General features: G+C 32.7%; 25 protein-coding genes. 10 read left to right on the forward strand and 15 right to left on the reverse strand.

The window, feature by feature from the left end:
- Positions 1–15 precede the first annotated feature (15 nt).
- Genes Q0876_RS10125 through Q0876_RS10140 form a run of 4 tightly spaced genes read right to left on the reverse strand, consistent with a single transcriptional unit; the run spans position 16 to position 3,096 of the window.
- Positions 16–1,227 carry an Nramp family divalent metal transporter gene (locus Q0876_RS10125; protein ID WP_299227179.1) on the reverse strand — a complete coding sequence of 404 codons (1,212 nt, stop codon included), beginning with the start codon at positions 1,225–1,227 and terminating at the stop codon, positions 16–18.
- A gap of 7 nt (positions 1,228–1,234) precedes the next feature.
- Positions 1,235–1,783, reverse strand: coding sequence for a sigma-70 family RNA polymerase sigma factor (locus Q0876_RS10130; protein WP_299227182.1), 549 nt, complete (start codon positions 1,781–1,783; stop codon positions 1,235–1,237).
- A complete protein-coding gene (locus tag Q0876_RS10135) occupies positions 1,774–2,886 on the reverse strand; it encodes a glycosyltransferase (protein WP_299227185.1) in 1,113 nt (370 codons plus the stop codon). Before Q0876_RS10135 ends, Q0876_RS10130 begins: the two co-directional genes overlap by 10 nt.
- Positions 2,887–2,892: 6 nt before the next feature.
- Entirely contained in the window at positions 2,893–3,096 is a 204-nt protein-coding gene (locus Q0876_RS10140) for a membrane or secreted protein (RefSeq protein ID WP_299227187.1), read from the reverse strand.
- Between the two features lie 166 nt (positions 3,097–3,262).
- Between Q0876_RS10140 and aqpZ the strand changes: the two genes are divergently transcribed.
- A complete protein-coding gene (gene aqpZ, locus Q0876_RS10145) occupies positions 3,263–3,949 on the forward strand; it encodes an aquaporin Z (protein ID WP_299227190.1) in 687 nt (228 codons plus the stop codon).
- A gap of 76 nt (positions 3,950–4,025) precedes the next feature.
- On the opposite strand, the gene Q0876_RS10150 is transcribed toward aqpZ, so the two are convergent.
- The 4 genes from Q0876_RS10150 to Q0876_RS10165 form a co-directional block, all read right to left on the reverse strand.
- Complete coding sequence (locus Q0876_RS10150; protein WP_299227193.1) at positions 4,026–4,832, reverse strand: anti-sigma factor; 807 nt, start codon at positions 4,830–4,832, stop codon at positions 4,026–4,028.
- Between the two features lie 2 nt (positions 4,833–4,834).
- Entirely contained in the window at positions 4,835–5,374 is a 540-nt protein-coding gene (locus Q0876_RS10155; RefSeq protein WP_299227196.1) for an RNA polymerase sigma factor, read from the reverse strand.
- Between the two features lie 217 nt (positions 5,375–5,591).
- Positions 5,592–6,605 (reverse strand): UDP-N-acetylmuramate dehydrogenase, encoded by a 1,014-nt coding sequence (gene murB, locus Q0876_RS10160; protein ID WP_299227199.1) that lies wholly within the window; start codon positions 6,603–6,605, stop codon positions 5,592–5,594.
- Positions 6,605–7,795: a pyridoxal phosphate-dependent aminotransferase gene (locus tag Q0876_RS10165; protein ID WP_299227202.1), complete on the reverse strand. Its 1,191-nt coding sequence runs from the start codon at positions 7,793–7,795 to the stop codon at positions 6,605–6,607. Before Q0876_RS10165 ends, murB begins: the two co-directional genes overlap by 1 nt.
- Positions 7,796–7,915: 120 nt before the next feature.
- On the opposite strand from Q0876_RS10165, the gene Q0876_RS10170 reads away from it, so the two are divergent.
- Positions 7,916–9,259, forward strand: coding sequence for an aspartyl protease family protein (locus tag Q0876_RS10170; protein WP_299227205.1), 1,344 nt, complete (start codon positions 7,916–7,918; stop codon positions 9,257–9,259).
- Between the two features lie 42 nt (positions 9,260–9,301).
- Here the strand turns inward: Q0876_RS10170 and Q0876_RS10175 are convergent, their stop codons facing one another.
- On the reverse strand, positions 9,302–9,727 hold the full coding sequence (locus Q0876_RS10175) for a DUF1573 domain-containing protein (RefSeq protein ID WP_299227210.1): 426 nt from the start codon (positions 9,725–9,727) through the stop codon (positions 9,302–9,304).
- 188 nt (positions 9,728–9,915) lie between these two features.
- Here Q0876_RS10175 and Q0876_RS10180 point away from each other — a divergent pair, with 188 nt between their 5' ends.
- Both Q0876_RS10180 and Q0876_RS10185 read left to right on the forward strand, forming a co-directional pair.
- Complete coding sequence (locus tag Q0876_RS10180; protein WP_299227213.1) at positions 9,916–12,549, forward strand: valine--tRNA ligase; 2,634 nt, start codon at positions 9,916–9,918, stop codon at positions 12,547–12,549.
- Positions 12,550–12,698: 149 nt separating this feature from the next.
- Positions 12,699–14,135: an NADP-dependent isocitrate dehydrogenase gene (locus tag Q0876_RS10185; protein WP_299227216.1), complete on the forward strand. Its 1,437-nt coding sequence runs from the start codon at positions 12,699–12,701 to the stop codon at positions 14,133–14,135.
- Positions 14,136–14,378: 243 nt separating this feature from the next.
- Here Q0876_RS10185 and rodA read toward each other — a convergent pair whose 3' ends face one another.
- Both rodA and mrdA read right to left on the reverse strand, forming a co-directional pair.
- Positions 14,379–15,659 carry a rod shape-determining protein RodA gene (gene rodA / locus Q0876_RS10190; RefSeq protein ID WP_299227219.1) on the reverse strand — a complete coding sequence of 427 codons (1,281 nt, stop codon included), beginning with the start codon at positions 15,657–15,659 and terminating at the stop codon, positions 14,379–14,381.
- A 2-nt stretch (positions 15,660–15,661) separates the two neighbouring features.
- Complete coding sequence (gene mrdA, locus Q0876_RS10195; RefSeq protein WP_299227222.1) at positions 15,662–17,650, reverse strand: penicillin-binding protein 2; 1,989 nt, start codon at positions 17,648–17,650, stop codon at positions 15,662–15,664.
- A gap of 252 nt (positions 17,651–17,902) precedes the next feature.
- Here mrdA and Q0876_RS15690 point away from each other — a divergent pair, with 252 nt between their 5' ends.
- Positions 17,903–18,046 (forward strand): hypothetical protein, encoded by a 144-nt coding sequence (locus Q0876_RS15690; protein ID WP_367276650.1) that lies wholly within the window; start codon positions 17,903–17,905, stop codon positions 18,044–18,046.
- Between the two features lie 99 nt (positions 18,047–18,145).
- Here Q0876_RS15690 and mreC read toward each other — a convergent pair whose 3' ends face one another.
- From mreC to purH, 3 genes are all read right to left on the reverse strand, one after another.
- Positions 18,146–18,973, reverse strand: coding sequence for a rod shape-determining protein MreC (gene mreC, locus Q0876_RS10205; RefSeq protein ID WP_299227228.1), 828 nt, complete (start codon positions 18,971–18,973; stop codon positions 18,146–18,148).
- A gap of 19 nt (positions 18,974–18,992) precedes the next feature.
- Positions 18,993–20,021: a rod shape-determining protein gene (locus Q0876_RS10210; protein WP_033960946.1), complete on the reverse strand. Its 1,029-nt coding sequence runs from the start codon at positions 20,019–20,021 to the stop codon at positions 18,993–18,995.
- A gap of 215 nt (positions 20,022–20,236) precedes the next feature.
- A complete protein-coding gene (gene purH / locus Q0876_RS10215; RefSeq protein ID WP_299227245.1) occupies positions 20,237–21,769 on the reverse strand; it encodes a bifunctional phosphoribosylaminoimidazolecarboxamide formyltransferase/IMP cyclohydrolase in 1,533 nt (510 codons plus the stop codon).
- A gap of 178 nt (positions 21,770–21,947) precedes the next feature.
- Between purH and Q0876_RS10220 the strand changes: the two genes are divergently transcribed.
- The gene (locus Q0876_RS10220; protein WP_299227248.1) at positions 21,948–23,201 is read left to right on the forward strand and encodes an ABC transporter permease; all 1,254 of its coding nucleotides are present in this window, start codon (positions 21,948–21,950) and stop codon (positions 23,199–23,201) included.
- Between the two features lie 10 nt (positions 23,202–23,211).
- Here the strand turns inward: Q0876_RS10220 and Q0876_RS10225 are convergent, their stop codons facing one another.
- Positions 23,212–23,676 carry a GAF domain-containing protein gene (locus tag Q0876_RS10225; RefSeq protein ID WP_299227251.1) on the reverse strand — a complete coding sequence of 155 codons (465 nt, stop codon included), beginning with the start codon at positions 23,674–23,676 and terminating at the stop codon, positions 23,212–23,214.
- Between the two features lie 88 nt (positions 23,677–23,764).
- Between Q0876_RS10225 and xrtF the strand changes: the two genes are divergently transcribed.
- From xrtF to Q0876_RS10245, 4 genes are all read left to right on the forward strand, one after another.
- Positions 23,765–24,316: an exosortase family protein XrtF gene (xrtF, locus tag Q0876_RS10230; protein ID WP_299227253.1), complete on the forward strand. Its 552-nt coding sequence runs from the start codon at positions 23,765–23,767 to the stop codon at positions 24,314–24,316.
- A complete protein-coding gene (locus Q0876_RS10235; RefSeq protein ID WP_299227256.1) occupies positions 24,309–24,737 on the forward strand; it encodes an exosortase F system-associated protein in 429 nt (142 codons plus the stop codon). Before xrtF ends, Q0876_RS10235 begins: the two co-directional genes overlap by 8 nt.
- Positions 24,738–24,829: 92 nt before the next feature.
- Entirely contained in the window at positions 24,830–25,219 is a 390-nt protein-coding gene (locus Q0876_RS10240; RefSeq protein WP_299227258.1) for a hypothetical protein, read from the forward strand.
- Between the two features lie 75 nt (positions 25,220–25,294).
- On the forward strand, positions 25,295–26,026 hold the full coding sequence (locus Q0876_RS10245) for a heavy-metal-associated domain-containing protein (protein WP_299227261.1): 732 nt from the start codon (positions 25,295–25,297) through the stop codon (positions 26,024–26,026).

Genomic DNA, 26,026 nt, shown 5'->3' on the forward strand with positions numbered 1-26,026 from the left:
AATTATAAAAAAATGTTATAATGTAGTGAGGTACCAGATACTAAACCCAATTAAGAAAAGTATACCTAACCAACTCAAAACATGAATCTTTAGTGTTGGTCGCCATTCTTTAGGTGTATGCTTACTACTGATGAGTTTGTAATTAATTATAGCATAGAATGGTGCTGTTAAAAAGGAAAGCACGGTTGCTATTTTAATAAGCAATCCCATTTCAGAGATGAAGTAAAAAAAGATGATACTTGTGCCAGTTATTAAAATGATAATCCAGAATAAATAACCATACTTTAATTTGTTTACTGTGAGCAATTGTACACTTTTAGACATTGCTCTAGGCGACGCATCTAATGTAGTAAGTGTGGTGCTAAACATTGTAGTGAATGCAGCAACACCTATTACTACATAAGACCAATTACCTAGGCTTTTAGTATACATTGTAATAAGTTGGTTGGAGAACACACTTGCTTTTCCGCTAAAACTCTCGCCACTTTGATACATAACTAAAGCGCCTAAGGTCAAAAAACCTAAACCTAAAATGATTGTTGTGGTGTAACCTACATTGAAATCAAATAGCGATGATTTTACATCAAAATTTTTGTTTGCTTTTTGTTTTTCTATTGCCCAAAGGGAGTGCCAAACAGAGATGTCTAAAGGGGCAGGCATCCAGCCCATAAATGCGATTAAGAAACCAAATTCCATAGCATTTGGAAACACCTGAGAAATGGTTAGTGACTCAATAGGGTTTTTAAGAGCAAATCCTGTAGCTACGATAGTGCTTATGGTAAGAATGATAATGATAAACTTCATAAGCTTATCTAAAAAACGATATTTACCTATAACCAGAACAATAAAACAAATAGTTAGAATAATAAATGTCCATGCTTGAGTTGAAATGAAATCACCAAATAATGATGAGGCCAATCCAGCTGTAACAATTGTTACTGCAGTTTGAATGGTAAACATTGTAGCGAATGTCAAAACAATATAAACCACCAAAACACTTTTGCCTAATTTTTTATAACCATCTAAAAGCGTCTCACCTGTAGCTATTGCGTATCTAGGGCCAAATTGAAAAAAAGGGTATTTAAAAACATTAACCAAAAGCAATGCCCAAACAAGTCCAAAGCCAAAATCTGCTCCCGCTCTAGTTGATTGTACTAGATGAGAAACACCTATTGCTGCTCCAGCAAAGAGAAGTCCAGGACCAATTTTTTTTAGACTAAAATTCACATTTAAATTATTCCTTTTTAATGATCTCAGCTAATAACTTTTTGGCTCTTAATAATTTAACTTTTACATTGTTAATTGGTTCATCAAGTTGGTGAGATATTTCTTTATAACTCAATTCTTGAAAGTATCTCAAATTGATAACTTCTTGATAGTGTGGTTTTAACTTTTTAATATCTCTAAGTAGTTTAGCTAGGTTTTGTTCGGTAATTATTTTGTCTTCTGGAGAAGGCGATTCATCTATTATTGCGTAAAATTCGTCATCTTCATTTCTGTTTAACGTATTAGATATAGTTGATTTTCGCTTACGTACTAAGTCAATATGTATGTTTTTAGAAATTGTGATCAACCAAGTTTTAAACTCGTATTTATCATTAAAGGTATGAATTTTGTCAAATGCTTTTGAAAATGTTTGTATAGTAATATCTTCAGCATCATTTTCATTTTCGGTACGTTTTAATTGAAAGCCATACACGCTATTCCAAAAGCTGTCTAACAAAAAGTTAAATGCGATTTGATCGTTGACCTTTGCTTTTTTTATGGCTTCTTTTACTTCCAATACTTAGGTTTTGATAGCATATTTTTTATAAATATAAAGAATTGAAAAGCAATTAAGAAGACTTCAATTAAAGGTGCTAGAAAAGCTAGATCTTTTTCATTGAGTTTTTTAGAAGCTGCATGCAGGTTAATAAATTGAATAACAACTCTTAAGATTATTAACCCCAATACAATTTTCCATTCGTAATTGAATACTAATAAAAAAATAGCTAATGCCCAAAACAAAAACTGTGATAAGTAAAATAGACCAAGAAAGAATTGATGCTGGAATTTATAATGATGAGCCGTACTAATATGTCTTCGTTTTTGAAGAGACCATTCTTTAAATGATTGTTTCGGGATTGATTCTGTAAAACTATCTTTGGTCACACAGATTGTTGTATTAGATTTATTGGCAATTTGATTTATAAATAGGTCATCGTCTCCAGATTTTATATGCATGTGTTTCATAAAGCCATTTGCTTTAAAAAACAGTTCTTTTCTATAGGCAAGATTGCGTCCAACTGCCATATATGGTTGTCCTAATTTTGCATAAGATAAGTATTGAATTGCTGTTAAGAATGTTTCATAACGAATAAGTTTGTTTAAAAAAGAACCTTTTACCTTGTTATAAGCACCATAACCTATTACTATAGATTTTTCATTTGAAAAGCGAGAACTCATCTCGTAAATCCAATTTTTTGAGACGGGCTTACAATCAGCATCAGTAAACAACAAAAAAGCGTTTGAAGCTGCTTTGATGCCTAATGTTAATGCGTACTTTTTGTTTCCCCAAAACGTTTCTATTGGCTTTACGTCAACGATTTTAATATTTGGATGTTTCTCTGCAAAAGACTTCATCACCTCTAAAGTGTTATCGTTTGAATTGTCATTGATTAAAACAATTTCAAAATCGGGATACTTTTGAGCTATGATAGATGGTAAAAATGCGTTTAAGTTATTTGCTTCATTTTTAGCACAAATAATTACAGAAACTGAAATTTTTTTTGAATTGGGTCTAGATAATCTATAACGTGAGAAGTTACTAAAAATGAAACTGTAAAATAAAATTTGAATACAAACTATAACTATGAAAGTATAGAATACAACTTCTAAAACAATCATTAACCCTTATGTGTGTTGAGGTTCGTTGCAGTTTTCAAATTGATCTGGAGTTTTGCCGCAAAACCCACAAGCTTCACCTTCTTGGTTAAGCATTGGGTTTTGACTCGCGCAAGTGCCAGCAAATTTACCGTCTTTCTTTGCCCATATTTTTATAGCGATACCAGCTACACCGAGACCAAGAAGAATTAATGTGATAATAACGAGTTTCATTCAGTTTTAACTAGAGTAATATGTTGCAAAGATATAATTTTCTAATGCTTTATCGTATAATTTATAGCTTAAAGTGTTAATTAATAGCGTCGTGACTTTTCAACAATTTTAGTGTCTTACATATAATTACTTTAAATTTAAGTTACTAACTAACAATTTATTACTTATGAAAAAATTATTTGCAGAGTTTTTTGGTACATTTTGGCTGGTTTTTGGAGGTTGTGGTAGCGCAATTTTCGCAGCTGCTTTTCCAGAATTGGGTATTGGCTTTGTAGGCGTTTCGCTGGCTTTTGGTTTAACTGTTCTTACCATGGCATATGCCGTTGGACATGTTTCTGGTGCACATTTTAATCCAGCTGTATCTCTTGGTTTATGGGCTGGAGGAAAATTTCCCGCTAAAGACTTATTGGGCTATATATTGGCTCAAGTTATAGGTGCTATAGCAGCAGCTAGTGTATTATATCTTATTGTTTCAGGAAAGTCTGATTTTGTCGATATTGGTGGTTTTGCTGCTAATGGTTATGGTGATTTGTCTCCTGGAGGTTTCAGTATGATGTCTGTTTTAATTGCAGAATTTATTCTGACACTTTTCTTCTTATTGGTTATTCTAGGAAGTACTTACCCAAAAGCACCTAAAGGCTTTGCTGGAATTGCCATCGGTTTAGCATTAACGCTTATTCATTTAATTAGTATTCCAATCTCCAACACATCGGTTAATCCTGCTCGATCAACTAGTCAAGCTATTTTTGCTGGAGGTGAATTTACATCTCAATTATGGTTGTTTTGGTTGGCTCCTATTGCAGGTGCTATTGTAGCTGGTTTTATTCATAAAGCATTGTTTGATAAATCATAACGATCTTAAAAATTAAATAAAAAGCCACTTTGATAGTTCAAAAGTGGCTTTTTATTTAATTTTTAAGATCGTCTACTTACTTGTTTGCTTTATTTTTTAGTACTATTTCAGCTACAGCACTATCAGTAGATACTTCATTGTAATTGCCTTTAGGTTCTATCGTGATGCTTAAACCAAGTGCGTTTTCCATGTAAGGGATAGATTGTAAATTCTTTTGAGACGCATCCAGAATACCAAGATTAACCATTCTATCTTCCATTTCAGCCCAAATTTGAAACGTTTGATTTTTTGGTAACTGAGGTAAAGACACAACATCGATCATTGATGTTTTATCAACTGGATTGATGTAAGCAACTGTTTTTAGGTCTTTAGCGCGATCATTTCCTCTCATGACATATTTTTCAGTTTCAGGATTGTTTAGTTTCATGAACTGACGCATCAAATTGTCTAGCTTTTTATTATTGTCCTCAATATCACTTCTAAGATCAAAGATTTCATCAACGACAACTTGATTCTCCTCAAGTAATACTTTATTTTGTTCACTTTTCATATAATATCCACCAGCAAAAAGTAGTGCAACTATACTTGCGGCAATACTGTACCATGGCATTGTGCGTCGTGTTCTATCAATACTAATTATTGATTGATTTTCTACGACATTTAATTCACTTTTGATACGGTCTAGAACAGACATAGGAGCATCTACAGCATTTACTTTGGCTAAGATTTCAAGATTACCTTGTAGCTTTATATACGCTTCCTTGACTTCAGGATAAGTATCTATATAATGCTCTACTTTCAGGCTTTCTGAACTAGAGGTTTCATCTAGTATATACTTATCAAGTAAACCAGACTGAAAAAAAGTATGTAATTTTTTTTCCATATTTAATTTGTTTCTGGATCGTAAACTTTTTTGAGTTCTCGTAGTCCAATTTTTAATCTAGACTTGATGGTGCCAAGTGGAATATCTAATTCCTCACTAGCTTCTTGTTGTGTCATACCTTCAAAAAACAAGGCTTTTAATACAATTTGATATTTCTCGTCTAGTCTTGCAACATGCGACTTTAAATCTAAAACATCTTGATTTAAACTACCTGTTGGTAAGATATATACGTTAGAATTGTCAATTTGGACTTCTTTTTCAAATCTATTATTAAAACTTCTTAATTTATCTATAGCCGTATTCTTTGCAATACGGTATAGCCAAGTAAATAATTTTGCTTTCTTTGAATCGTACTTTTTAGCGTTTTTCCAAACTTTTACAAAAGTTTCTTGAAGCGCATCTTGAGCAATTTCTTCGTTAATAGTTACTTTCAGAATAACGCCATAGAGACTATCTGCATAATTTTCATAAAGTAAATTAATGGCTTGTTTGTCGCCATTTGCAAGTAATTCAACTATTCGTTTTTCTAAAGGAGTGGTCAAAAGGTTAAATTTTAAAAAAAGTGAATTTAAAACATCTAAATACACTAATGTATTCGTACATAAAATAAGTTGGTAAAGTTAATTAAAACTTACCAATATAAAATTACACTAAAAACTTAAAAATTTCTGTAGGACATATACTTTCTTTTTTAAGAAATTGATTAATAGCTTTTTCAAAATCTACAGTAACAGAAGCCTCAAAATATTGAGGCTTTTTTTATATAATATTCACTTCAGTTTCAATATTAATATCGAATAATCGCAATACTGTTATTTGAATTAGTTGAGATAGTTTTAAAATATCTTTGCCTTTAGCGTTTCCATAATTAACTAAAACTAGTGCCTGTTTTTTATGAACACCGTAGTTCTCAAAGGTTTTTCCTTTAAAACCAGCATGCTCAATTAACCAACCAGCTGGTATTTTAATCTCATTTTTAGAAATGATATAATGTGGCGCATTTGGAAAGTTTTTTTGTAATTCTATAAACGCATCTTTTGAGATGATTGGGTTTTTGAAAAAGCTTCCTGAGTTTCCAATTTCCTTTGGGTTAGGGAGTTTGCTTTCCCTTATGTTAATAACTGCTTTTGAAATGTCATTAATTGTTGGGTTATCAATATTCATCTGTTTTAGTTCTGATGAAATTGCACCATAATTAGTATGCAGTATATGATCTTTGGTTGTTAATTTAAAGATAACACTTGTAATGATGTATTTCCCTTTTGCCTGTTGTTTGAAAACAGAGTTACGATAGTCAAATTCACAATCAGAACTAGTAAACGTTTCAGCTTCTAGGGTTTCTAAATTTAAAGCTGTGCAAGAATAGAATGTGTCTTTTAACTCTACACCATAAGCACCAATATTTTGAATTGGGCTCGTGCCAACATTACCAGGAATGAGAGATAGATTCTCTAGACCTCCAAAACCATTATCTAAAGTCCAAAGTACAAAGTCATGCCAATTTTCACCTGCTTGGCTTTCAACTAAAACACTAGTATCAGTTTTTGAGATAACTTGTTTGCCTTTTAAGTTTATATGAACAACGAGTGCATCAATATCTTTAGTGAGAAGCATATTACTGCCGCCTCCTAAAATGAATTTATTTGGAAAATCTTTTGATGAGAAAATAGTTTTTAACTCCTCCGTTGTAGAAACAGAGATAAACTGCTTTGCTTTAACATCAATTCCAAATGTATTGAAAGGTTTTAACGATATATTATTTTTAATATGCACTAATCTTTATATACCTTAAGAGCTTGTTTTAAAATATTAACTGCTTTTTTTAAGCTATCTACATTTAAAACATACGCAATTCTAATTTGATTTAGGCCAACACCAGGTGAGCTATAGAATCCTGCAGCTGGAGCTACCATAATGGTCTCACCATCTACATCAAAGGATTCTAGTAGCCATTGAGCAAATGCATCAGAATTTTTAATTGGAAGTTGAGCAATGCAATAAAAAGCTCCTTTTGGGTTAGCTACTTTAACACCATCAATTTGGTTAAGTTCTTCTATTAACACATTTCTACGTTCTACATATTCTTTAATGACATCATCGAAGTAGCTTTGAGGTGTTTCAAGAGCGGCTTCACTGGCAATTTGAGCCAATGTTGGTGGACTTAACCTAGCTTGAGCAAACTTTAAAGCCGTTTTAATAACCGCTTTGTTTTTTGAGACTAAACAGCCAATACGAGCGCCACACATGCTGTACCGTTTAGATACCGAATCAATTACAATAGCATAATCTTCTAACTCGTTTTCTTGCAATATAGAATAATGGGTGGCGCCATCATAGGCGAATTCTCTATAGACTTCATCAGCAATTAAGAACAGGTCGTGCTTTTTTACAATTGAGGCCAGTTTTTTAATTTCTTCTTTTGAATATAGATATCCAGTTGGATTTCCTGGATTACAAATAAGAATGGCTTTGGTTTTTGAAGTGATCAATTTTTCAAACTCTTCTATAGGAGGCAAAGCAAAATTGTCTTCTATTTTAGAAATAACTGGAACAACATTCACACCAGAAGCCGTTGAGAAGCCATTATAATTAGCATAAAAAGGCTCGGGAATTATAATTTCATCATCGGTATCCATGATACTGCCAAAAGCAAATAATAATGCCTCACTACCTCCTGTGGTAACGATAATATCGTCGTGATCCACATGGATGTTATTTTTTAAGTAATAGTTTGCGATTTTTTTACGATAACCCTCAGACCCTTCTGACCTTGTATATGCTAATATATCTAATGAGTGAACTTTCACTGCATCTAAAGCAATTTGTGGCGTTTTAATATCTGGTTGACCAATGTTTAAGTGGTAAACGGTTTTTCCTTGTTTGTATGCGTTTTCAGCATAAGGGACCAATTTACGTATTGGAGATTCAGGCATTAATTGCCCTTTTTGAGAAATTGTTGGCATCAGGAAAAAATTTAGAAGGTAAAGTTCTGAAAATTATCTTAAATTTTATTTAAAAAACAGACCTAAAAATAATACTTATGTTAAAGATTTGTAAATTGTTTGTTAGATATAATCCATAGCATGTCAAAAAAGATTACTGTAATTCTAATTTTGTTAATGATCTCTTCATATTGTTTGGGACAATCAAACTTCAATTTGCCAAGAAGTGATAGTGACAGAATTCATTTTAAACTCATCGGGAATCTAATCATTTTACCTGTTGAAGTAAATGGCGTTAAGCTCTCCTTTGTTTTAGATTCTGGCGTAAGTAAGCCTATCTTATTTAATTTGGCCAATGTAGATTCTCTACAAATTCGTCATGTAGAAAAAATATTTTTAAGGGGTTTAGGAGGTGGAGAACCTGTTGAGGCTATGAAATCAAAAAACAATTTTTTTAGAGTTGGTAATGCTATAAATATCAATCAAGATATCTATGTGGTATTTGACAGTAGTTTGAATTTTACGCCACGGTTAGGAACACCAATTCATGGTATTGTAGGTTATGACTTATTTAAAAACTTCACTGTAGAAATTAACTATGCTTCTAAATATATAGAATTACACAAACCAGAGACATATAAGTATAAAAAATGTAACAAATGTGAAACATTAGATTTATCCTTTTATAGGAATAAACCTTATATAACTGGTGAGGTATTGGTAGATTCTCAATTTATTCCTGTTAAACTTTTAATTGATACTGGAAGTAGCGACGCATTATGGCTTTTTGAAGATGATTCTTTAGGTCTAACTCCATTTAATGATATTTATTTCGAGGACTTTCTTGGGAAAGGGCTTAGCGGGAATGTGTTTGGTAAACGTTCTAAAATTGAGGCATTTAAGTTGAAGAGTTTCAGGTTAGACAACGTTAATACGGCTTTTCCGGATTCAAGTGCAATTAGCTACGCTAAACGATTCAAAGAGCGAAATGGTAGTATTTCGGGTGAATTATTAAAGCGGTTCAACTTGATTGTTGATTATAAAAATGCAAAACTTACACTTAAAAAGAATTCAAACTTCAAAACTCCTTTTTATTACAATAGAAGCGGAATTGTATTAGAACAAAATGGAGTTATCGTCGTTAAAGAAAAAGAGGCCAATAAAAATATGGGCTATTCTTCTGGCACAGACAATTCACGTGTGCAAATTGATATTGTTACTAATTTCAAATATTCATTAAAACCAGCTTATACTATAGTCGAGCTAAGAGAAGGTTCACCAGCTGAAAAAGCAGGACTTCAAATTAATGATATCATTCTCTCTATTAATGGTAAAGACACCCATTTATTGGCACTTGAAAACGTTATTAATTACTTTAAGTCAAAGATTGGAAAGCTCATAAAACTAAAGGTTGATAGACAAGGAACTATTATGCAGTTTGAGTTCAGACTTGAAGATGTATTTAAACAAAAAGAACTTCCATAATCTGGAAGTTCTTTTTGTTTTGTTTTGTAAAAAAGCTTTTACTTATTGCTGCATTACACTTTTATCTGTTTTCTCTAAAACACTTTTTTTGCTTGAATCTACAACTAATCCTTTAATTTTTAAAGCAACAGTAGGCGTTTCAGCATTAGACGTAACAGTAATAGTCTTTCTAATTGGGTTAACTCTGTTAGTATCGTACTTTACAGAGATCTCACCTGTTTCACCTGGCATAATCGGACCATCTGGTTTTTTTGGAACAGTACAACCACATGTAGATTTAACTTTAGAAATAATTAATGGTGCGTTTCCAGTATTTGTAAATTCAAATACTCTAACACCATCAGATCCTTTTTCAATAGTACCGTAATCAATTACATCCGTTTTAAATTCAATTTTGGCAACCTTCTCTTGTGCTGTTACACCAAGACTCAACAAGCCAACAAATAAAATTAGTATTAAATTTTTCATCATCTTAATTTTAAATTGATACAAATCAAAACTACTTACTTTTTACCAGTTTGCAAAATTAATTAGTTGTATTACATTAATATTAACAACACCTATGAAAAATCATTCAATAATATCTACACATTAATTTCGCAAAAAAAGAAATATAAGTACTTTTGTAGGTTGTTACACAAAAACAGTACCAAAACATGAGCATACCAACAAAATATTCAGCTTCTAGTGTAGAAAGTAAGTGGTATAATTACTGGATGGAGCATAAGTATTTTCAATCTGTACCAGATGAAAGAGAACCATACACGATAGTTATTCCTCCACCAAATGTCACTGGAGTTTTGCATATGGGACATATGTTAAACAATACCATTCAAGATGTGTTGATTCGCCGTGCGCGTTTGAAAGGTAAAAATGCCTGTTGGGTGCCTGGTACAGACCATGCTTCTATTGCTACTGAGGCGAAAGTAGTTGCAAAGCTAAAAGCAGAAGGTATTGATAAGAATAATCTTACTCGTGAAGAATTTTTGAAGCATGCTTGGGATTGGACAGAAGCTTATGGTGGTGTTATTCTAGAACAACTAAAAAAACTTGGATGTTCTTGTGATTGGGATCGAACCAAATTCACCCTAGATGACGATATGAGTGAGTCTGTGATAAAAGTTTTTGTTGATTTATACAATAAAGGATTGATATACAGAGGATATCGTATGGTCAATTGGGATCCAGAAGCAAAAACAACCTTATCTGATGAAGAAGTGATACATGTTGAAAAGCAAGGGTTGCTTTATTACTTAGAATACAAAATTGAAGGAAGTGATCAAAAATTAACTATAGCCACTACACGACCAGAAACTATATTTGGAGATACAGCTATTTGTATCAATCCAAATGATGATCGCTTTAAGCATTTAAAAGGGAAAAAGGCAATAGTTCCTATTTGTGAACGAATAATTCCTATAATAGAAGACGAATATGTAGATGTTGAGTTTGGAACGGGTTGTCTTAAAGTAACACCAGCTCACGATGAAAATGATAAAGTATTAGGAGATAAACATCAACTGGAAGTTGTTGATATATTTAATGATGACGCATCATTAAATAGTTATGGAATGCATTATGAAGGTCAAGACCGTTTTGTAGTTAGAAAAGCTATAGTTAAAGAACTTCAAGAAGCTGGAATTATAGTTAAGATTGAAAAACATATCAATAAGGTTGGAACGTCTGAGCGTACCAAAGCAGTTATAGAACCACGTTTAAGTGATCAATGGTTTCTTAAGATGGAAGACCTAGCTAAACCTGCTATAGATGCTGTACTGTCAAATAGAGAGGTTAAGTTATTCCCAAAGAAATTTGAAAACACCTACAGACATTGGATGGAAAATATACGCGATTGGAATATATCACGTCAGTTACTTTGGGGACAACAAATTCCAGCTTATTACTATGGAGATGGAAAAGAAGATTTTGTTGTTGCCGAAACAATAGATAAAGCTTTAAAGCTGGCTAAAGATAAAACACAAAATTCTAATCTAACCGTAAGTGATCTTACACAAGATTCTGATGCCTTAGATACGTGGTTTTCATCTTGGTTATGGCCAATAAGTGTATTTGATGGTATTCGTAACCCTGAAAATGAAGAAATTAAATACTACTACCCAACCAACGATTTGGTTACGGGGCCAGATATTTTATTTTTCTGGGTTGCCAGAATGATTATAGCTGGATATGAATATAAAGACCAAAGGCCTTTTGAAAATGTATATCTTACGGGTTTAGTTAGAGATAAGCAGCGTAGAAAGATGTCTAAGCAATTAGGAAATTCTCCTGATGCTCTAAAGCTGATAGAAGAATACGGTGCAGGAGGAGTACGTGTAGGATTGTTATTAAGCTCAGCAGCTGGAAACGATCTTATGTTTGATGAAGCACTTTGTCAACAAGGAAAACAGTTTGCCAATAAAATATGGAATGCGTTAAGGCTGGTTAAAGGTTGGGAAATAGATCAAAGTATAAGTCAGCCAAATGCTAGTAAAGTAGCGCTTGAGTGGTTTGAGTCAAAGTTTCAAAATGATTTAGCCGAAATTGAAGATCACTTTAGTAAGTATAGATTAAGTGATGCATTAATGACTATTTATAAACTGGTTTGGGATGATTTCTGTGGTTGGCTATTAGAAATGGTAAAACCAGTTTATCAAAAACCAATAGACTCTAAAACATTAGAAAGCGTTTATAAAATTTTTGAGGATGTATTAAAAGTAGTTCATCCATTTATGCCATTTTTAACAGAAGAGTTGTGGCATTTTATCAAAGAGCGATCCCCAAAAGAAGCATTAATCGTTGCTAAATGGCCAGAGATCAAACCAGTTAATAAGAGTTTAATTGCTGAATTTGAATTTGCTTCTGAAGTAATTTCTGGTATAAGAAACATTAGAAAACAAAAAAATATAGCGTCTAAAGATGCTATTCAATTTTCTGTGGTAAATAATGAAAATGTTTCAGATACTTTTGACGAGGTTATCTCAAAACTAGGAAATCTTGATACTTACAATTATGTGAAAGAGCCAGTTGAAGGTGCTTTAACCTATCGTGTAAAATCTAACGAGTACTTCATACCTATGGAAGGAAGTATTGATGTAGAAGCAGAGATTAAGAAATTAAGAGATGAATTGATATATACTGAAGGCTTTTTAAATTCTGTTCAGAAGAAACTATCTAATGAGCGTTTTGTAAACAATGCACCTAAACAAGTCGTTGCATCAGAAAAGAAAAAAGAAGCTGATGCTTTAGCCAAAATAGATACTATTAAATCTAGCTTGGAGAGCTTGAAATAAACGGTGTTAATATTTAAAAAAAAGGAGCTATTTAATAGCTCCTTTTTTTATTTATACATAAAATATATTTATACATAACATAAAAAACATATATAAAAATATATGAAAAAAACTTTACATCTTTGCAATGTAATATTTAAACAAATAAGATGATAACAGTAACATTAGCTAAAGGAGATGGGATAGGTCCAGAAATTATGGATGCTACATTAAGTATTTTAAATGCCGCAGGAGCAGATATCACTTTTGAAGAGATAGAGGTAGGTGAGAAGAAATATTTAAATGGTCATACCACGGGAATTTCTGACAATGCATGGGAAACCATAAGAAAGAATAAAATTTTATTCAAAGCACCAATCACAACGCCTCAAGGAGGTGGTTACAAGAGCTTAAATGTAACGATGAGAAAAACATTAGGCTTGTACTCTAATATTAGACCATGCAGTAGTCTACATCCATTTGTTCAAACTAAACATCCAGAAATGGATGTGGTCATCATTCGTGAGAATGAAGAAGATTTGTACGCAGGTATAGAGCACCAACAAACAGATGAGGTCGTTCAGTGTCTTAAACTTATAAGTAGACCAGGTTGCGAGAAAATTATCACCTATGCTTTTGAATATGCTAAGCGTTATGGTAGAAAAAAGGTAACGTGTTTCACGAAAGATAACATCATGAAACAGACAGATGGTTTGTTTCATGATGTATTTAATGAAGTAGCATTACGTTATCCTGAAATTGAAAATGAACATTGGATTGTTGATATAGGTGCAGCATTATTAGCAGACTCACCAGAATCTTTTGATGTAATAGTAATGCCTAATCTGTATGGAGATGTTATGTCTGATATCGCTGCACAAATTGCAGGATCTGTTGGCTTAGGAGGTTCAGCAAATATAGGTCAAGAGTGTGCTATGTTTGAAGCCATCCACGGTTCTGCACCTGATATCGCAGGAAAGGATATTGCCAACCCTTCAGGTTTGATCAATGCATCAGTAATGATGTTGAACCATATTGGACAAAACAAAGTAGCTGAAAATATCCAAAATGCATGGTTGAGAACTATTGAAGATGGTGTTCATACTAATGATATTTATGATGAGGTAATGAGTACTAAACGTGTTGGTACTAGGGCGTTTGCTGAGGCTGTAATTGCTAACCTCGGTAATCTACCAAAACAATTGCCTTCAGTTACATTTGAAGACAATTCACCACTAGTTTTGCCTAAATACCAACGTAAGCCAGCTAAAAATAAGAAAATTGTTGGTGTAGATTTATTTGTAGATTGGCATGGCGAAGATGCAAATATGCTAGCATCAAAACTACAAAAGTTAAATAATGACGAGTTAGAGCTTGTATTAATAACCAATAGAGGTGTAAAGGTTTGGCCTCAAGGGTTTAAAGAAACCTTCTGTACTGATCATTGGAGATGTAGGTACGCAGCAAAAGATGGGAAAGTATTGCAAAAAAGAAAAATTATTGAAATTTTAAAATCTGCTTTAGAGCATGATATTGATGCGATTAAAACAGAAAACTTATACACTTTTGATGGTGTAAGAGGCTACTCTTTAGGTCAAGGACAGTAATAACTTGATAAAAGGGAATACTTATATTTTAATTGATTTGAATTAGCCTTCAATTTGTTATTATATGGGTTCAAAGAAGGCACTAGGTATTATAAATAGACTGATTAGTTTTGGTTGTAATGGAACTTATTTTAAGTGTTAGCGAAATAGTGCTTAGTGTCCTTCTTAATATTATGTAAATTGATTCATAGCACAAAACTTCATGCCTAAAAAGCGATCAACTTATTACTGGTCGCTTTTTTATTACCATTCATTGATTTTGTTACTATCTAATTTCACAAAGATAAATAGTAGTATTGTAAATCCCCAAAGTCCAGAGCCACCATAGCTAAAAAAGGGGAGAGGGATACCTACCGTTGGAATTAATCCCATTACCATGCCTGTATTTATAGTAAAATGGATGAACAATATTGAGGCAACTCCATAACCATAAACACGGCTAAATTGTGATTTTTGTGATTCGGCTAGAAAGAGTACACGTATGATCAAGGCCATGAATAGAATAACAACAAATGTACTACCTAAAAATCCCCATTCTTCACCTACGGTACTAAATATATAATCGGTATGCTGCTCTGGCACAAACTTCCCAGTAGTTCGGGTTCCTTGTAAAAATCCTTTTCCATAGAGACCTCCTGAGCTTATCGCTTTTTCAGATTGAATAAGGTTGTAAGCTTCTTCTTTTTTCATTTGCTCAAGCTTTAAAGGGTCTTTTTCAAGGCGTAGCCATAAACTAATTCTGTTTTGCTGGTGAACTTTTAATCCGTGTTGGTAAAAAAGCTTTACACCATAAGAAAAAGAAATACTTATTAAAAGGATAACAATAGATTGCACCAAAGAAAATTGTTTTTTCCGTTTAAAAAAATAAACGCCAAAGATCACAATTGTCACTATTGCAGCAGTAATTAGGATGCCAAATTTTAAAGCAAGTACTGCAAGTATAATAGTGGATAATGCTATCGCTAAATAGATTTGCTGTAAACCTTCTCTGTAGAAAACAAAAAAGAAGGAAGCGTAAACTAATGTACTACCAGCATCATTTTGCAATAAGATTAGTACAGCAGGAACAATAATTATAGCTATAGCTTTAAGCTGATCTTTTAACGTATTCATGTTAGTTTGAAGATCACTCATATATTTAGCTACTGCTAAGGCGGTTGCAAATTTTGCAAATTCACTAGGTTGTATTGTCATACTGCCAATGCCATACCAGGATCTGGCACCATTAACGTCTTTTCCAAAAATGAATAAACCCACGAGTGATAACATCGCTACAATATATATGATGCTTGCAAAGCGTTCATAAAATTTTGCTTCAACAGATAGAATCAATAGTATCAAGACAAACGTTAGACCGAGAAAAACAAGATGTTTTCCGTAAAGTTGATTCATGTCAAAATAGCTTTCTATTTCTCCTACATGAGAAGCAGACATAATATTTAGCCACCCAAAAACGACTAACAATAAAAACAGAATAATAGTAATCCAATCAAATCTAAATCCTCTATGGTTTTCTCTATTCATAATTATTGATTTGAAGTGTTTTGATCTATTCGTATTGAACTGTTTTGAATATCTTTGTCTTCAGAATTATTAATGTTCTCTGTTTTGTGAATATTAACTTTATCTATGAGTTGTAAGGTTGTTTCTCCATTGATTTTAAATGGCTCGCCAGAATAAGGCTTTGCATATTCATTCTCTAGGCTATGTGTTAAGATCCAATTCTCCATATCAGTTCTTGTGATTTCACCTTTGAGATACTTTTCAATCATTAAACTTGCCATTCGGCCAGCAAAACGGCTTCCCCAATATCCATTTTCTACAAAAACTGCAATAGCTATTTTTGGGTTGTCTTTAGGAGCAAAAGCAACAAAAATAGAATGATCGGTCAATTGTGTCTTTTGACCATCAATTTTCATGAAATTTTCTGCTGTACCTGTTTTCCCGCAAATCTCAATACCTGGAATTCTTAAAGTTGCGGCCGTTCCTTTATTATACACATCAAACATGCCTTCTATTACAGGCTCAAAATGCCTCTTATCTATAGTTGTATACTTTGGGGTTGTATACTTGCTTGGAATGGTATCATCCTCAATTCCCTTTATGATATGAGGTGTGTAATAATAACCACGATTCCCAATTGCAGCAGCCATATTTGCAAGTTGTATCGGAGTGGCTTCTACTTCACCTTGACCAATAGCATTAGATACTATATAGGTTGAGCCCCAACGATTGTCACCATAGGCTTTGTCATAATAATCTCCATCAGGTATACGTCCTGGACGACCTACTTGAAGATCATAACCCAGAAAATTGCCTAAACCAAAACTTTTAGCATGATCAGCCCAAATATTCATAGCTTCTCCAGCATCATCATAATTATCAATAATTCTTCGGTAGATATTTACAAAATAGGCATTACAAGACTGCGCTATTCCATTATTCATATCTACAGGACTTTTGTGATGATGGCATCCTGTGAGTCGTCTACTACCATAATAGTAACCCATTCTACAAGCTACTTTGTCGTTTGTGTCTACTACACCTTCTTGTAGTCCAATTAATGCATTGATGACTTTAAATGGAGATCCTGGAGGGTATTGAGCTTGTAAGCCTCTGTCAAATAATGGTTTAGCTATACTGTCTCGAAATAATTTTGTAAAATTTTTAGAGCGTCCTCTACCAACCAATATATTCGGATTGTAACTTGGGGCAGAAACTAAAGCAAGAATTTCACCATTACTTGGATCTATAGCAACAATACCACCTCTTTTGTGAGTCATGAGCAATTCACCATACTGTTGAAGTTCTGAATCAATAGTGATAGTAATGTCTTTTCCAGGTTGAGGCAATGTATCAAATTTTCCTTCTTTATAAGGACCAATATTTTTATTAAATCGGTCTTTTTGAATAAATTTGATGCCCTTTACACCTCTTAAAACTTTCTCATAAGATAATTCTACTCCTTGTTTACCTATGAGGTCACCCATTTTATAATAGGGTTCTTTTTCAATAATTCTTCTATTGACTTCTCCAATATCACCTAGAACATTAGCTCCTATGGTGGTCTGATAATCTCTTAACGAACGCTTTTGAATATAGAAACCTTCAAATTTTCGCATTTTTTCTTGTAATACTGCGTAATCTTTTTTTGATAATTGAGGTACAAAAACTGAAGGTAACCGCGGTGAGTAATTTTTAGCTCTTTCAAATTTCTTCTGGTAATCTTCTTTGGTGATTTTTAAAAGATTACAAAACTCTGCTAATTGAGTGTCGTTGAGTGGTTCAACTTCTCTTGGAATAACCATTACATCATAAGACGGTTGATTGGCAACTAAGAGTTTTCCGTTTCTATCATATACATAACCGCGTTTAGGATAGTCGTAAACCTTTCTTATGGCATTATCTTCAAATAAGCTATAGGCTTCTTTGTTGTAAACTTGCAGATAAAATAATCGAGCTATAAATAAAAGCCCTACTGTAATTACTGTTAATAAAAGTAAAAGTTTTCTCATCGCTGCTTGTTACTAAAGAGTATAGAAATCAATATACAGAGTATAATGGTGAAAATACTTGAAAATAACGTCTTCTGTAATATTAAAATTATGTTAGAAATGTTAAAAACCTCTAGCAAGAACATAACAAAGTGATGAATTACTGTTAAGATTGAAAAGTAAATGATACGGTTACCAAATTCTGTATTATTGAATTTAATATTTTGATGCTCGTAAATCATTCCAAACGTAAACTTTAAAACGGCAGGTCTTATGAAAGCAATAGTAACACAAGCCGCTGCATTAACACCTCCTGAGTCTGAAAAAATGTCTACAAATAACCCTAACATAAAACTTAAAAATAGAAATAATGTACGGTTATTGTTCACAGGAAAGAGTAAAATAAATAAGATATAAGGGTAAGGGTTTATATAACCCATGAAATTGATATTATTGAATATCAATACCTGTGCTAATATTAGCACAATAAACCTTAAAATGCTATTGAAGTTAAGGCTATTCATTTATTGGATTTTCTAATTGTTTTATCTCTTCAATATCTAGATTTTCAATGATATAGACATGAGATAAGTTTGTCATGTCATTAAATAGTTTAATGTCAATAGTGTAAGTGTCTCCACTAATATCTAATACAAAACTATTAACAGTACCTATAGGAACACCTTGAGGGAAAATAGAAGATTGTCCTCCAGTAACAATAGTATCACCTTCTTTGACAGGAGCAAATTTTGAAATATCAGTTAATTGAACAATAGCCGATGATTTAGCGTCCCATTCTAATGAACCAATATGTGTAGTAGTTTTTAATTGTGCATTTATTCTACTCTTGGTATTTAAAATTGAAAGTACTCTAGCATAACCCTTTGAAGTATTATCAATAATACCAACAATACCTTTTGAGGTGATTACGGCTAAATCTTCTTTAACACCATTTTTTTCGCCTTTATTGAGCGTTAAATAATTTTTTGATGAAGCATAGTTATTATTGATAACTTTAGCTGATTGAATTCTATAACGACCGCCATATGTTATGGTGTCAATTTTTGCCGCTAACACTGTTGAAGAATCTAAACTGTTTAAAATTTGTGAACGCAACTTATTGTTTTCTTCAATAAGAATTTCGTTTTGCGTCTTTAAATCAAAATAATTTGAAACATTACTAGCACTTTGATAGATACCTCCAGTCAAAAAATTTGCTGAATTAATAAACTTGCTTTTGTGATATGTGTGCGATTGAATGGTTAATGCTATCGAAATACTAAACAACAGAAGAAACAAAAGGGAGGTTTTGTTTCTAATGACAAAGTTTATGATCTGTTGCATGTTGCGTAGGTATTCTCAGTTATTTAATCAATACACTTTTAAATTTTGGAAGGTTCTTAAGTGTAATCCCTGTACCGCGTACAACAGCTCTTAATGGATCTTCAGCGATATAGACAGGAAGATCTGTTTTCTGTGACAAACGTTTATCTAAGCCTCTTAACATAGATCCTCCACCGGCTAAATAAATACCAGTGTTGTATATGTCTGCCGCTAACTCAGGTGGTGTTTGTGACAGAGTTTCCATTACCGAGTCTTCTATTCTCAAGATAGACTTGTCTAAAGCTTTAGCGATCTCACGATACGAAATTTGAACTTGTTTTGGTTTTCCTGTCAACAAATCTCGACCTTGAACGCTCATTTCTTCAGGAGGGAGATCTAAGTCTTCTGTTGCAGCACCTATTTGAATCTTTATTTTTTCTGCGGTTCGATCTCCTACATAAAGATTGTGTTGAGTACGCATGTAATAAATAATATCATTTGTAAACACATCACCAGCTACTTTTACTGATTTGTCACAAACAATTCCGCCAAGAGCAATAACAGCAATCTCAGTTGTACCACCACCAATATCAACAATCATATTTCCTTTTGGTTGCATGATATCTATGCCAATACCAATGGCGGCGGCCATTGGCTCATGAATTAAATAGACCTCTTTTCCATTAACACGCTCACATGATTCTTTTACGGCCCGCATTTCTACTTCAGTAATACCTGAAGGAATACAAACTACCATTCGTAATGCTGGTGTAAACAGTTTTTTCTTTAAAGCAGGAATATTTTTAATAAACATGCTAATCATTTGTTCTGAAGCATCAAAATCTGCAATCACGCCATCTTTTAAAGGTCTAATCGTTTTAATGTTTTCATGAGTTTTACCTTGCATCATGTTGGCTTCTTTACCAACAGCAATTATTTTTCCAGAAATTCTATCTCTTGCAACTATAGATGGACTATCGACAACCACTTTGTCGTTGTGGATAATAAGGGTGTTAGCAGTTCCTAAATCTATGGCTATTTCTTCGGTTAAGAAATCAAAAAATCCCATTCGTTATTCTAATATTTTGAGGTCGTTGTTATACTAAGTTTTTGGTCTTTTGTAAATGTAGTAAAACTTACCTAATATTAAGGTTTATTTCTATTTCAATTTACATGAAAGTTAAGTGATCAACTTTTTACATTTAAACGTTTATTTTTTGGCTTTGGATGTTTGATTTGAAAATTTATTTTACAAATTAAAACAATTAAGGGTTCAGTTTTGACCTAATGTTTGAAATGACGCGTTCCTGTCATTACCATTGCCAAATTATTTGCGTTGCAATAATCAATGGTTAGTTGATCTTTTATAGAGCCTCCAGGTTGTATAACAGCTGTGATGCCAGCATTATCTGCAATTTCCACACAATCCGGAAACGGAAAAAAGGCATCACTAGCCATAACAGCACCTTTCAAGTCAAAATTAAATGATTGCGCTTTGTGTATAGCTTGATTCAATGCGTCTACACGACTCGTTTGCCCAGTACCACTTGCACATAGCTGTTTGTTCTTTGCTAAAACTATGGTGTTAGATTTGGTATGCTTGCAAATTTTTGATGCAAATATTAAATCTTCTAATTCGTTAGCCGTAGGTTTTGTGTCAGTTGCATTGGTTAAACCTTCAAGGTGATCTGTTTTATTATCTTTATCTTGAACTAATATTCCATTTAGGCATGTTCTAACTGTGGTTTGAGAGAACTCTACATCCTTAAGTATTAATAAGATTCTATTTTTCTTTCCTTTTAAGATTTCAATAGCATTTGCGGAGAATGAAGGCGCAATAACTACTTCACAAAATAACGAATGAATTGCTTCTGCAGTGGCTTTATCTATTTCTGTATTTGCAATCAAAATACCACCAAATGCTGAAACAGGATCTCCTGCTAGCGCATCAACATAGGCTTGGTAGATGGACTTTCGTTGAGCAAAACCACAAGCATTATTATGCTTTAAAATGGCAAACGTAGGCGCTTCTCCTTTGAACTCATTCATCAAATTAACAGCTGCATCAACATCTAGAAGATTGTTGTAACTTAATTCCTTTCCGTGGAGTTTAGTGAATATTTCATCAAAATTCCCAAAGAAAAACCCGCGTTGATGAGGGTTTTCGCCGTAACGCAAAACTTTACCATTGGTTTCGCTAATTTTAAGCGAGGCAATTAGGTGATCGGCATTAAAATAATTGAAAATAGCTGAGTCGTAATGAGATGATACATTAAAGGCTTTAGCAGCAAAATGCTTTCTATCTTCTTCAGATGTTTCCCCATTTTTAGATTTTAGTAGCTCTAAAAACTCTGAATAGTCTTCAACAGATGATACACAAGTTACATCTGCATAATTTTTTGCTGCTGCTCTAATTAGTGAAATACCACCAATATCAATCTTTTCAATAATATCTTGGTTAGATGCGCCTGAGGCTACTGTTTTTTCAAAAGGGTATAAATCTACGATAACCAGATCAATTTGAGGAATATCGAAATCCACCAACTCTTCAATGTCACTTTCGTTATTTTGACGATTTAAAATACCTCCAAAGACCTTTGGGTGTAATGTTTTAACACGACCACCTAGTATAGAAGGGTAAGAGGTTACATCTTCTACAGGAACAACCTCAATTCCTAGGTCTTTAATAAATTTTTCGGTACCTCCTGTAGAATAAATGGTTACGTTTTGTGCATCAAGTTGTTTGGCAATTGGCGCTAATCCTTCTTTGCTAAATACTGAAATTAATGCAGATTTAATGGTTTTGTTGTTGCTCATTATTGTGTTGTTGTGTTGGTATTTCTTTATAAGAAACGATATTGAAAAAAATAAAGCTCAAAAATACATAATATCAAGAGTTATTATAAGTTCAAAAGATAGTTTATTTAAGTTTTTTGTAACAATAAATTGTTGAAAACGTCCTATCTTTATATTTGCCAAAATCTAAGCCAATTTCATGCTCGTTTATCTGAGGTTATTCAAAGAGAGTTTTTCGTTCGCCATTAATGCGTTACGCAATAATAAGCTTAGAACATTCTTATCTCTTTTGGGTATTACTATTGGTATTTTTTCCATTATTGCAGTTTTGGCTGCTGTTGATTCTTTAGATAGAAATATCAAAGAAAAACTAAGTGGTTTAGAAAGCAACACCATGTATCTGGCTAAATTTTCTTTTGCTCCAACAACTGTTCCTCGATGGAAACGTTTGCAATTTCCCGAAGTGTCTTATGATGAATATAAGCATTTAAAATCGTCTCTAACTGATGCAGAGCATGTGGCATATCAACTATTTGTTAGGAGAGAAACTATTCGTTATGAGTCAAAATCTGTAAGTAGTGTTAATACTGTAGTTGTAAGTCATGAATTTGATGATATTCAAGCGCTTGATTTTTCAAAAGGGAGATTTTATAATGAATCAGAATCTAACTCTGGTAAGCCAGTTATTGTAATAGGAGATGAAATTGCCAATACACTTTTTGGTGATTTTGATCCAATAGGAAAAAAGGTAAGGCTCTATGGCCAGAAATTTACTGTCATAGGTGTTGTTAGTAAACAAGGCTCTGGTTTGTTTGGAGATAGTAATGACATTTCAATTTTTCTTCCTGCAAATTATGTAAGAAACCGTTATGGTGATAATAACTCAAATATGAATCATATTATCATTATCAAACCGAAAGATGGATCAGATGTTGATGAGTTGAAGGCAGATGTGGTTCAAATCATAAGGAATAAAAGGGGTGTGAAAGCCGATGAAATAAATCCATTTTTTATAAGTATAATTTCTGGATTGCAAGATGCGATAGATGAAATTATTAGTTTTATGAATGGAGTTGGATGGGTTATAAGTGGTTTTTCTCTTCTAGTTGGTGGTTTTGGTATTGCTAATATTATGTTCGTAAGTGTTAAAGAGCGAACTAACCTTATTGGTATTCAAAAGTCATTAGGAGCTAAAAACAGATTCATCTTATTTCAGTTTTTATTTGAAGCTGTAATTTTATCTATTCTTGGAGGTATCATAGGGATTATTTTAGTTTGGATACTAGCCATGATAGTCTCCACTTTGTCAGGAGATTTTGAATTTGTGTTATCAGTTTACAATATCTTTTTAGGATTTGCTCTATCTACACTAATTGGGTTGATATCTGGCGTTGTTCCTGCTGTTTCAGCCTCTAAATTAGATCCTGTTGAAGCTATTAGAACAGGAATGTAATGGTGTTTTTTTAACTTAAAATCTTCGCTACCGTTTCACATACGAATTCTAAAAAGCGTTCGTCTTCTTCAGTAAATGGATCAGGTGTATTAGAATCAATATCTATTTGTCCAACGTTTTTCCCATTCACAAAAATTGGGATTACAATTTCTGCTTTTACGGTAATACTGCATGCAATATAATTGTCTTGTGCAGACACATCTGGAACCACAAAATTTTTATTGGAAACAGCTACTTGTCCGCAAATACCTTTTCCAAACGGAATAATTGTATGATCAGTTGGTTCGCCAACATAAGGGCCTAATTTAAGCTCATTTTTATTGCCGTTTTTGAAGTAAAAGCCTACCCAGTCGTAATGAGGCACATTTTCGTGTAAAATTTTACAAACCTGCAATAAGCAGTCGTCTAATTTTAATAAATGTCTTTTGTTAGAAAAAAGTTCTTCTATTTGTGGTTTGAGGGCATCAAAAGTCATAAAGCTTAAAAATTTTGGTAAAAGTATTTAAAAAGTACCATTTCTAGATTCATTTTATATAATTTTAACGGAGTTAAATAGATATTATTTGAAAGCACTTTTTATTAAATATAAATCTGTCGTAAAGTTTATTTTAACCTTTCTTACGGTTTATTTTGTACTAACTTTTGCATATAAGTTCTATCTTGATTTTTCAGATGGGTCAACCTATTACCCAGACTATTTTACTAATCTTGTAGCCAATCAAAGTGAGGCTTTAATTGATGCCTTTGGATATCAGGCCAAAGTAGTGCGGCATCCAAGTGAACCTTCAATGAAAGTAATTATTAATGAAAAGTTCGTAGCTAGAGTAGTTGAAGGCTGTAATTCTATAAGTGTACTTATTCTCTTTATATCATTCATTATTGCTTTTTCAGGGCAATTTAAAATCACTTTTTTTTATTTGGTTGCTGGCTGCATATTAATTTATTCAGTTAATCTATTGCGCATAGCAATTTTGTCTATTGGTTTATATAATTACCCTTGGCGACGTGAAATTTTGCATACTGTTATTTTTCCAATGATTATTTATGGTATGGTCTTTTTACTTTGGATGTTCTGGGTGAATCGATTTTCTAAGCAAAAACAAAACGATGCGTAACCCAATTATTTACATATTGGTTTTGGTATTGTTTGGATTACTGGTGCTTATACGAGTATTCGAAGATGAGCTGTTCTATGATCCATATCTCTTATTTTTCAAAAGTGATTACCTACACATGGATTTTCCAAGACGAGAAGTGATGAAATTAACCTTATTCACATCATTACGTTACGTATTGAACTCTGCTATTTCTATAGGTATTATTTATCTGTTTTTCAAAGATAAATCCATTGTGAAATTTTCGATACTAATATTTAGTGTTGCCTATATCATTTTGCTGATTTTGTTTCTGTATTTTGTCATTAATCCTAGACAAGAAGATTATTATTTATTCTTTAATTTTAGGCGTTTTCTTATTCAACCTATTCTGTTATTACTTTTATTACCTGCATTTTATTATTACAAGTTGAAGCAATAAGATGTTAATGGTTTAATAAATTAAATACCAGTTTCCTTCTTTTTTGTAATTTTGTAGCTGATTTATATATGATAAAACGTGTCTTAAATAATATGTTTTCTGTACTAATGGCAATTTTAGTGCTGTTTTCAACCGTATCTTTTACTGTTGAAAAGCATTTTTGTGGAGATGTTTTAATAGATGCTGCCGTTTTTACTGAAGCCCAAAAGTGCAAGATGGAAGCTTTCGAGATAGAGCAATCTAAAATAACAAAGAAGAGCTGCTGTAAAGACGTAAAGGAGATCGTAAAGGGGCAAGATCAATTAAAGCAATCAAAATTTGAAGAGCTTTCTATAGATGATCAAGTCTTTATTACTTCATTTGTTGTTAGTTATATAGATCTGTTGAGTGAGTTGCCTAAACTTATCGTTCCTCACAAAAATTACTCACCACCAAACCTAGTCACGGATATTCAAGTGATCGATCAAGTATTCTTAATTTGATTTTTTTAGTTTTTTAAGTCATATCACATAAGTTCTAAAGGGCTTATGCACTTATTCAATTCTAAAAAAATAAAAATGAAATACATATATACAGTTACAGGAATGACTTGTAACAATTGTAAAGCATCAGTAGAAAATGCTTTGCGGTCTATTGAAGATGTTAAACAAGCTGAGGTTAATTTTGAAACTTCAACTGTAGAAATTATAGCTGATAAGCCTATTTCTATAACTGCATTTCAAGAGGTTTTATCTGCTAAATATAGATTGTCTGAAATTGACAATAAACAAGTCTTTCAGGAAAATTATGCTCCTAAACCAGAAGGCAAGAATGATATAAAAGAACTGTTCCCCTTATTATTAATCTTTATATACATAAGTGCTGCTGCGACACTTTTAAATAGCAATCCATGGGATTTAGAAAACTTTATGCTCGATTTTATGGGTTTGTTTTATATCGTGTTTAGCTTTTTTAAGCTACTTGATTTAAAAGGCTTTCCAAAATCGTTTCGAATGTATGATCCGTTAGCCAATGTTATGCCAATCTATGGTTGGATTTACCCATTTATTGAGTTGACACTCGGCTTACTCTTTTTAATGAGAATTGGAATTAATACTGCTTTAATTGTCACTCTAGTCATTTTAGGAATTACAACCGTTGGCGTATTAAATACCTTGTTAAATAGAAAAGCAATTCAATGCGCATGCTTAGGAACAGCGCTTAAACTCCCAATGACCAAAGCTACATTTATTGAAAATAGTATTATGATCATTATGGCCATTATTATGCTTTTAAAAACCTACAATTAA

The organism is uncultured Psychroserpens sp. (genome assembly GCF_947503375.1).
Lineage (GTDB): Bacteria > Bacteroidota > Bacteroidia > Flavobacteriales > Flavobacteriaceae > Psychroserpens.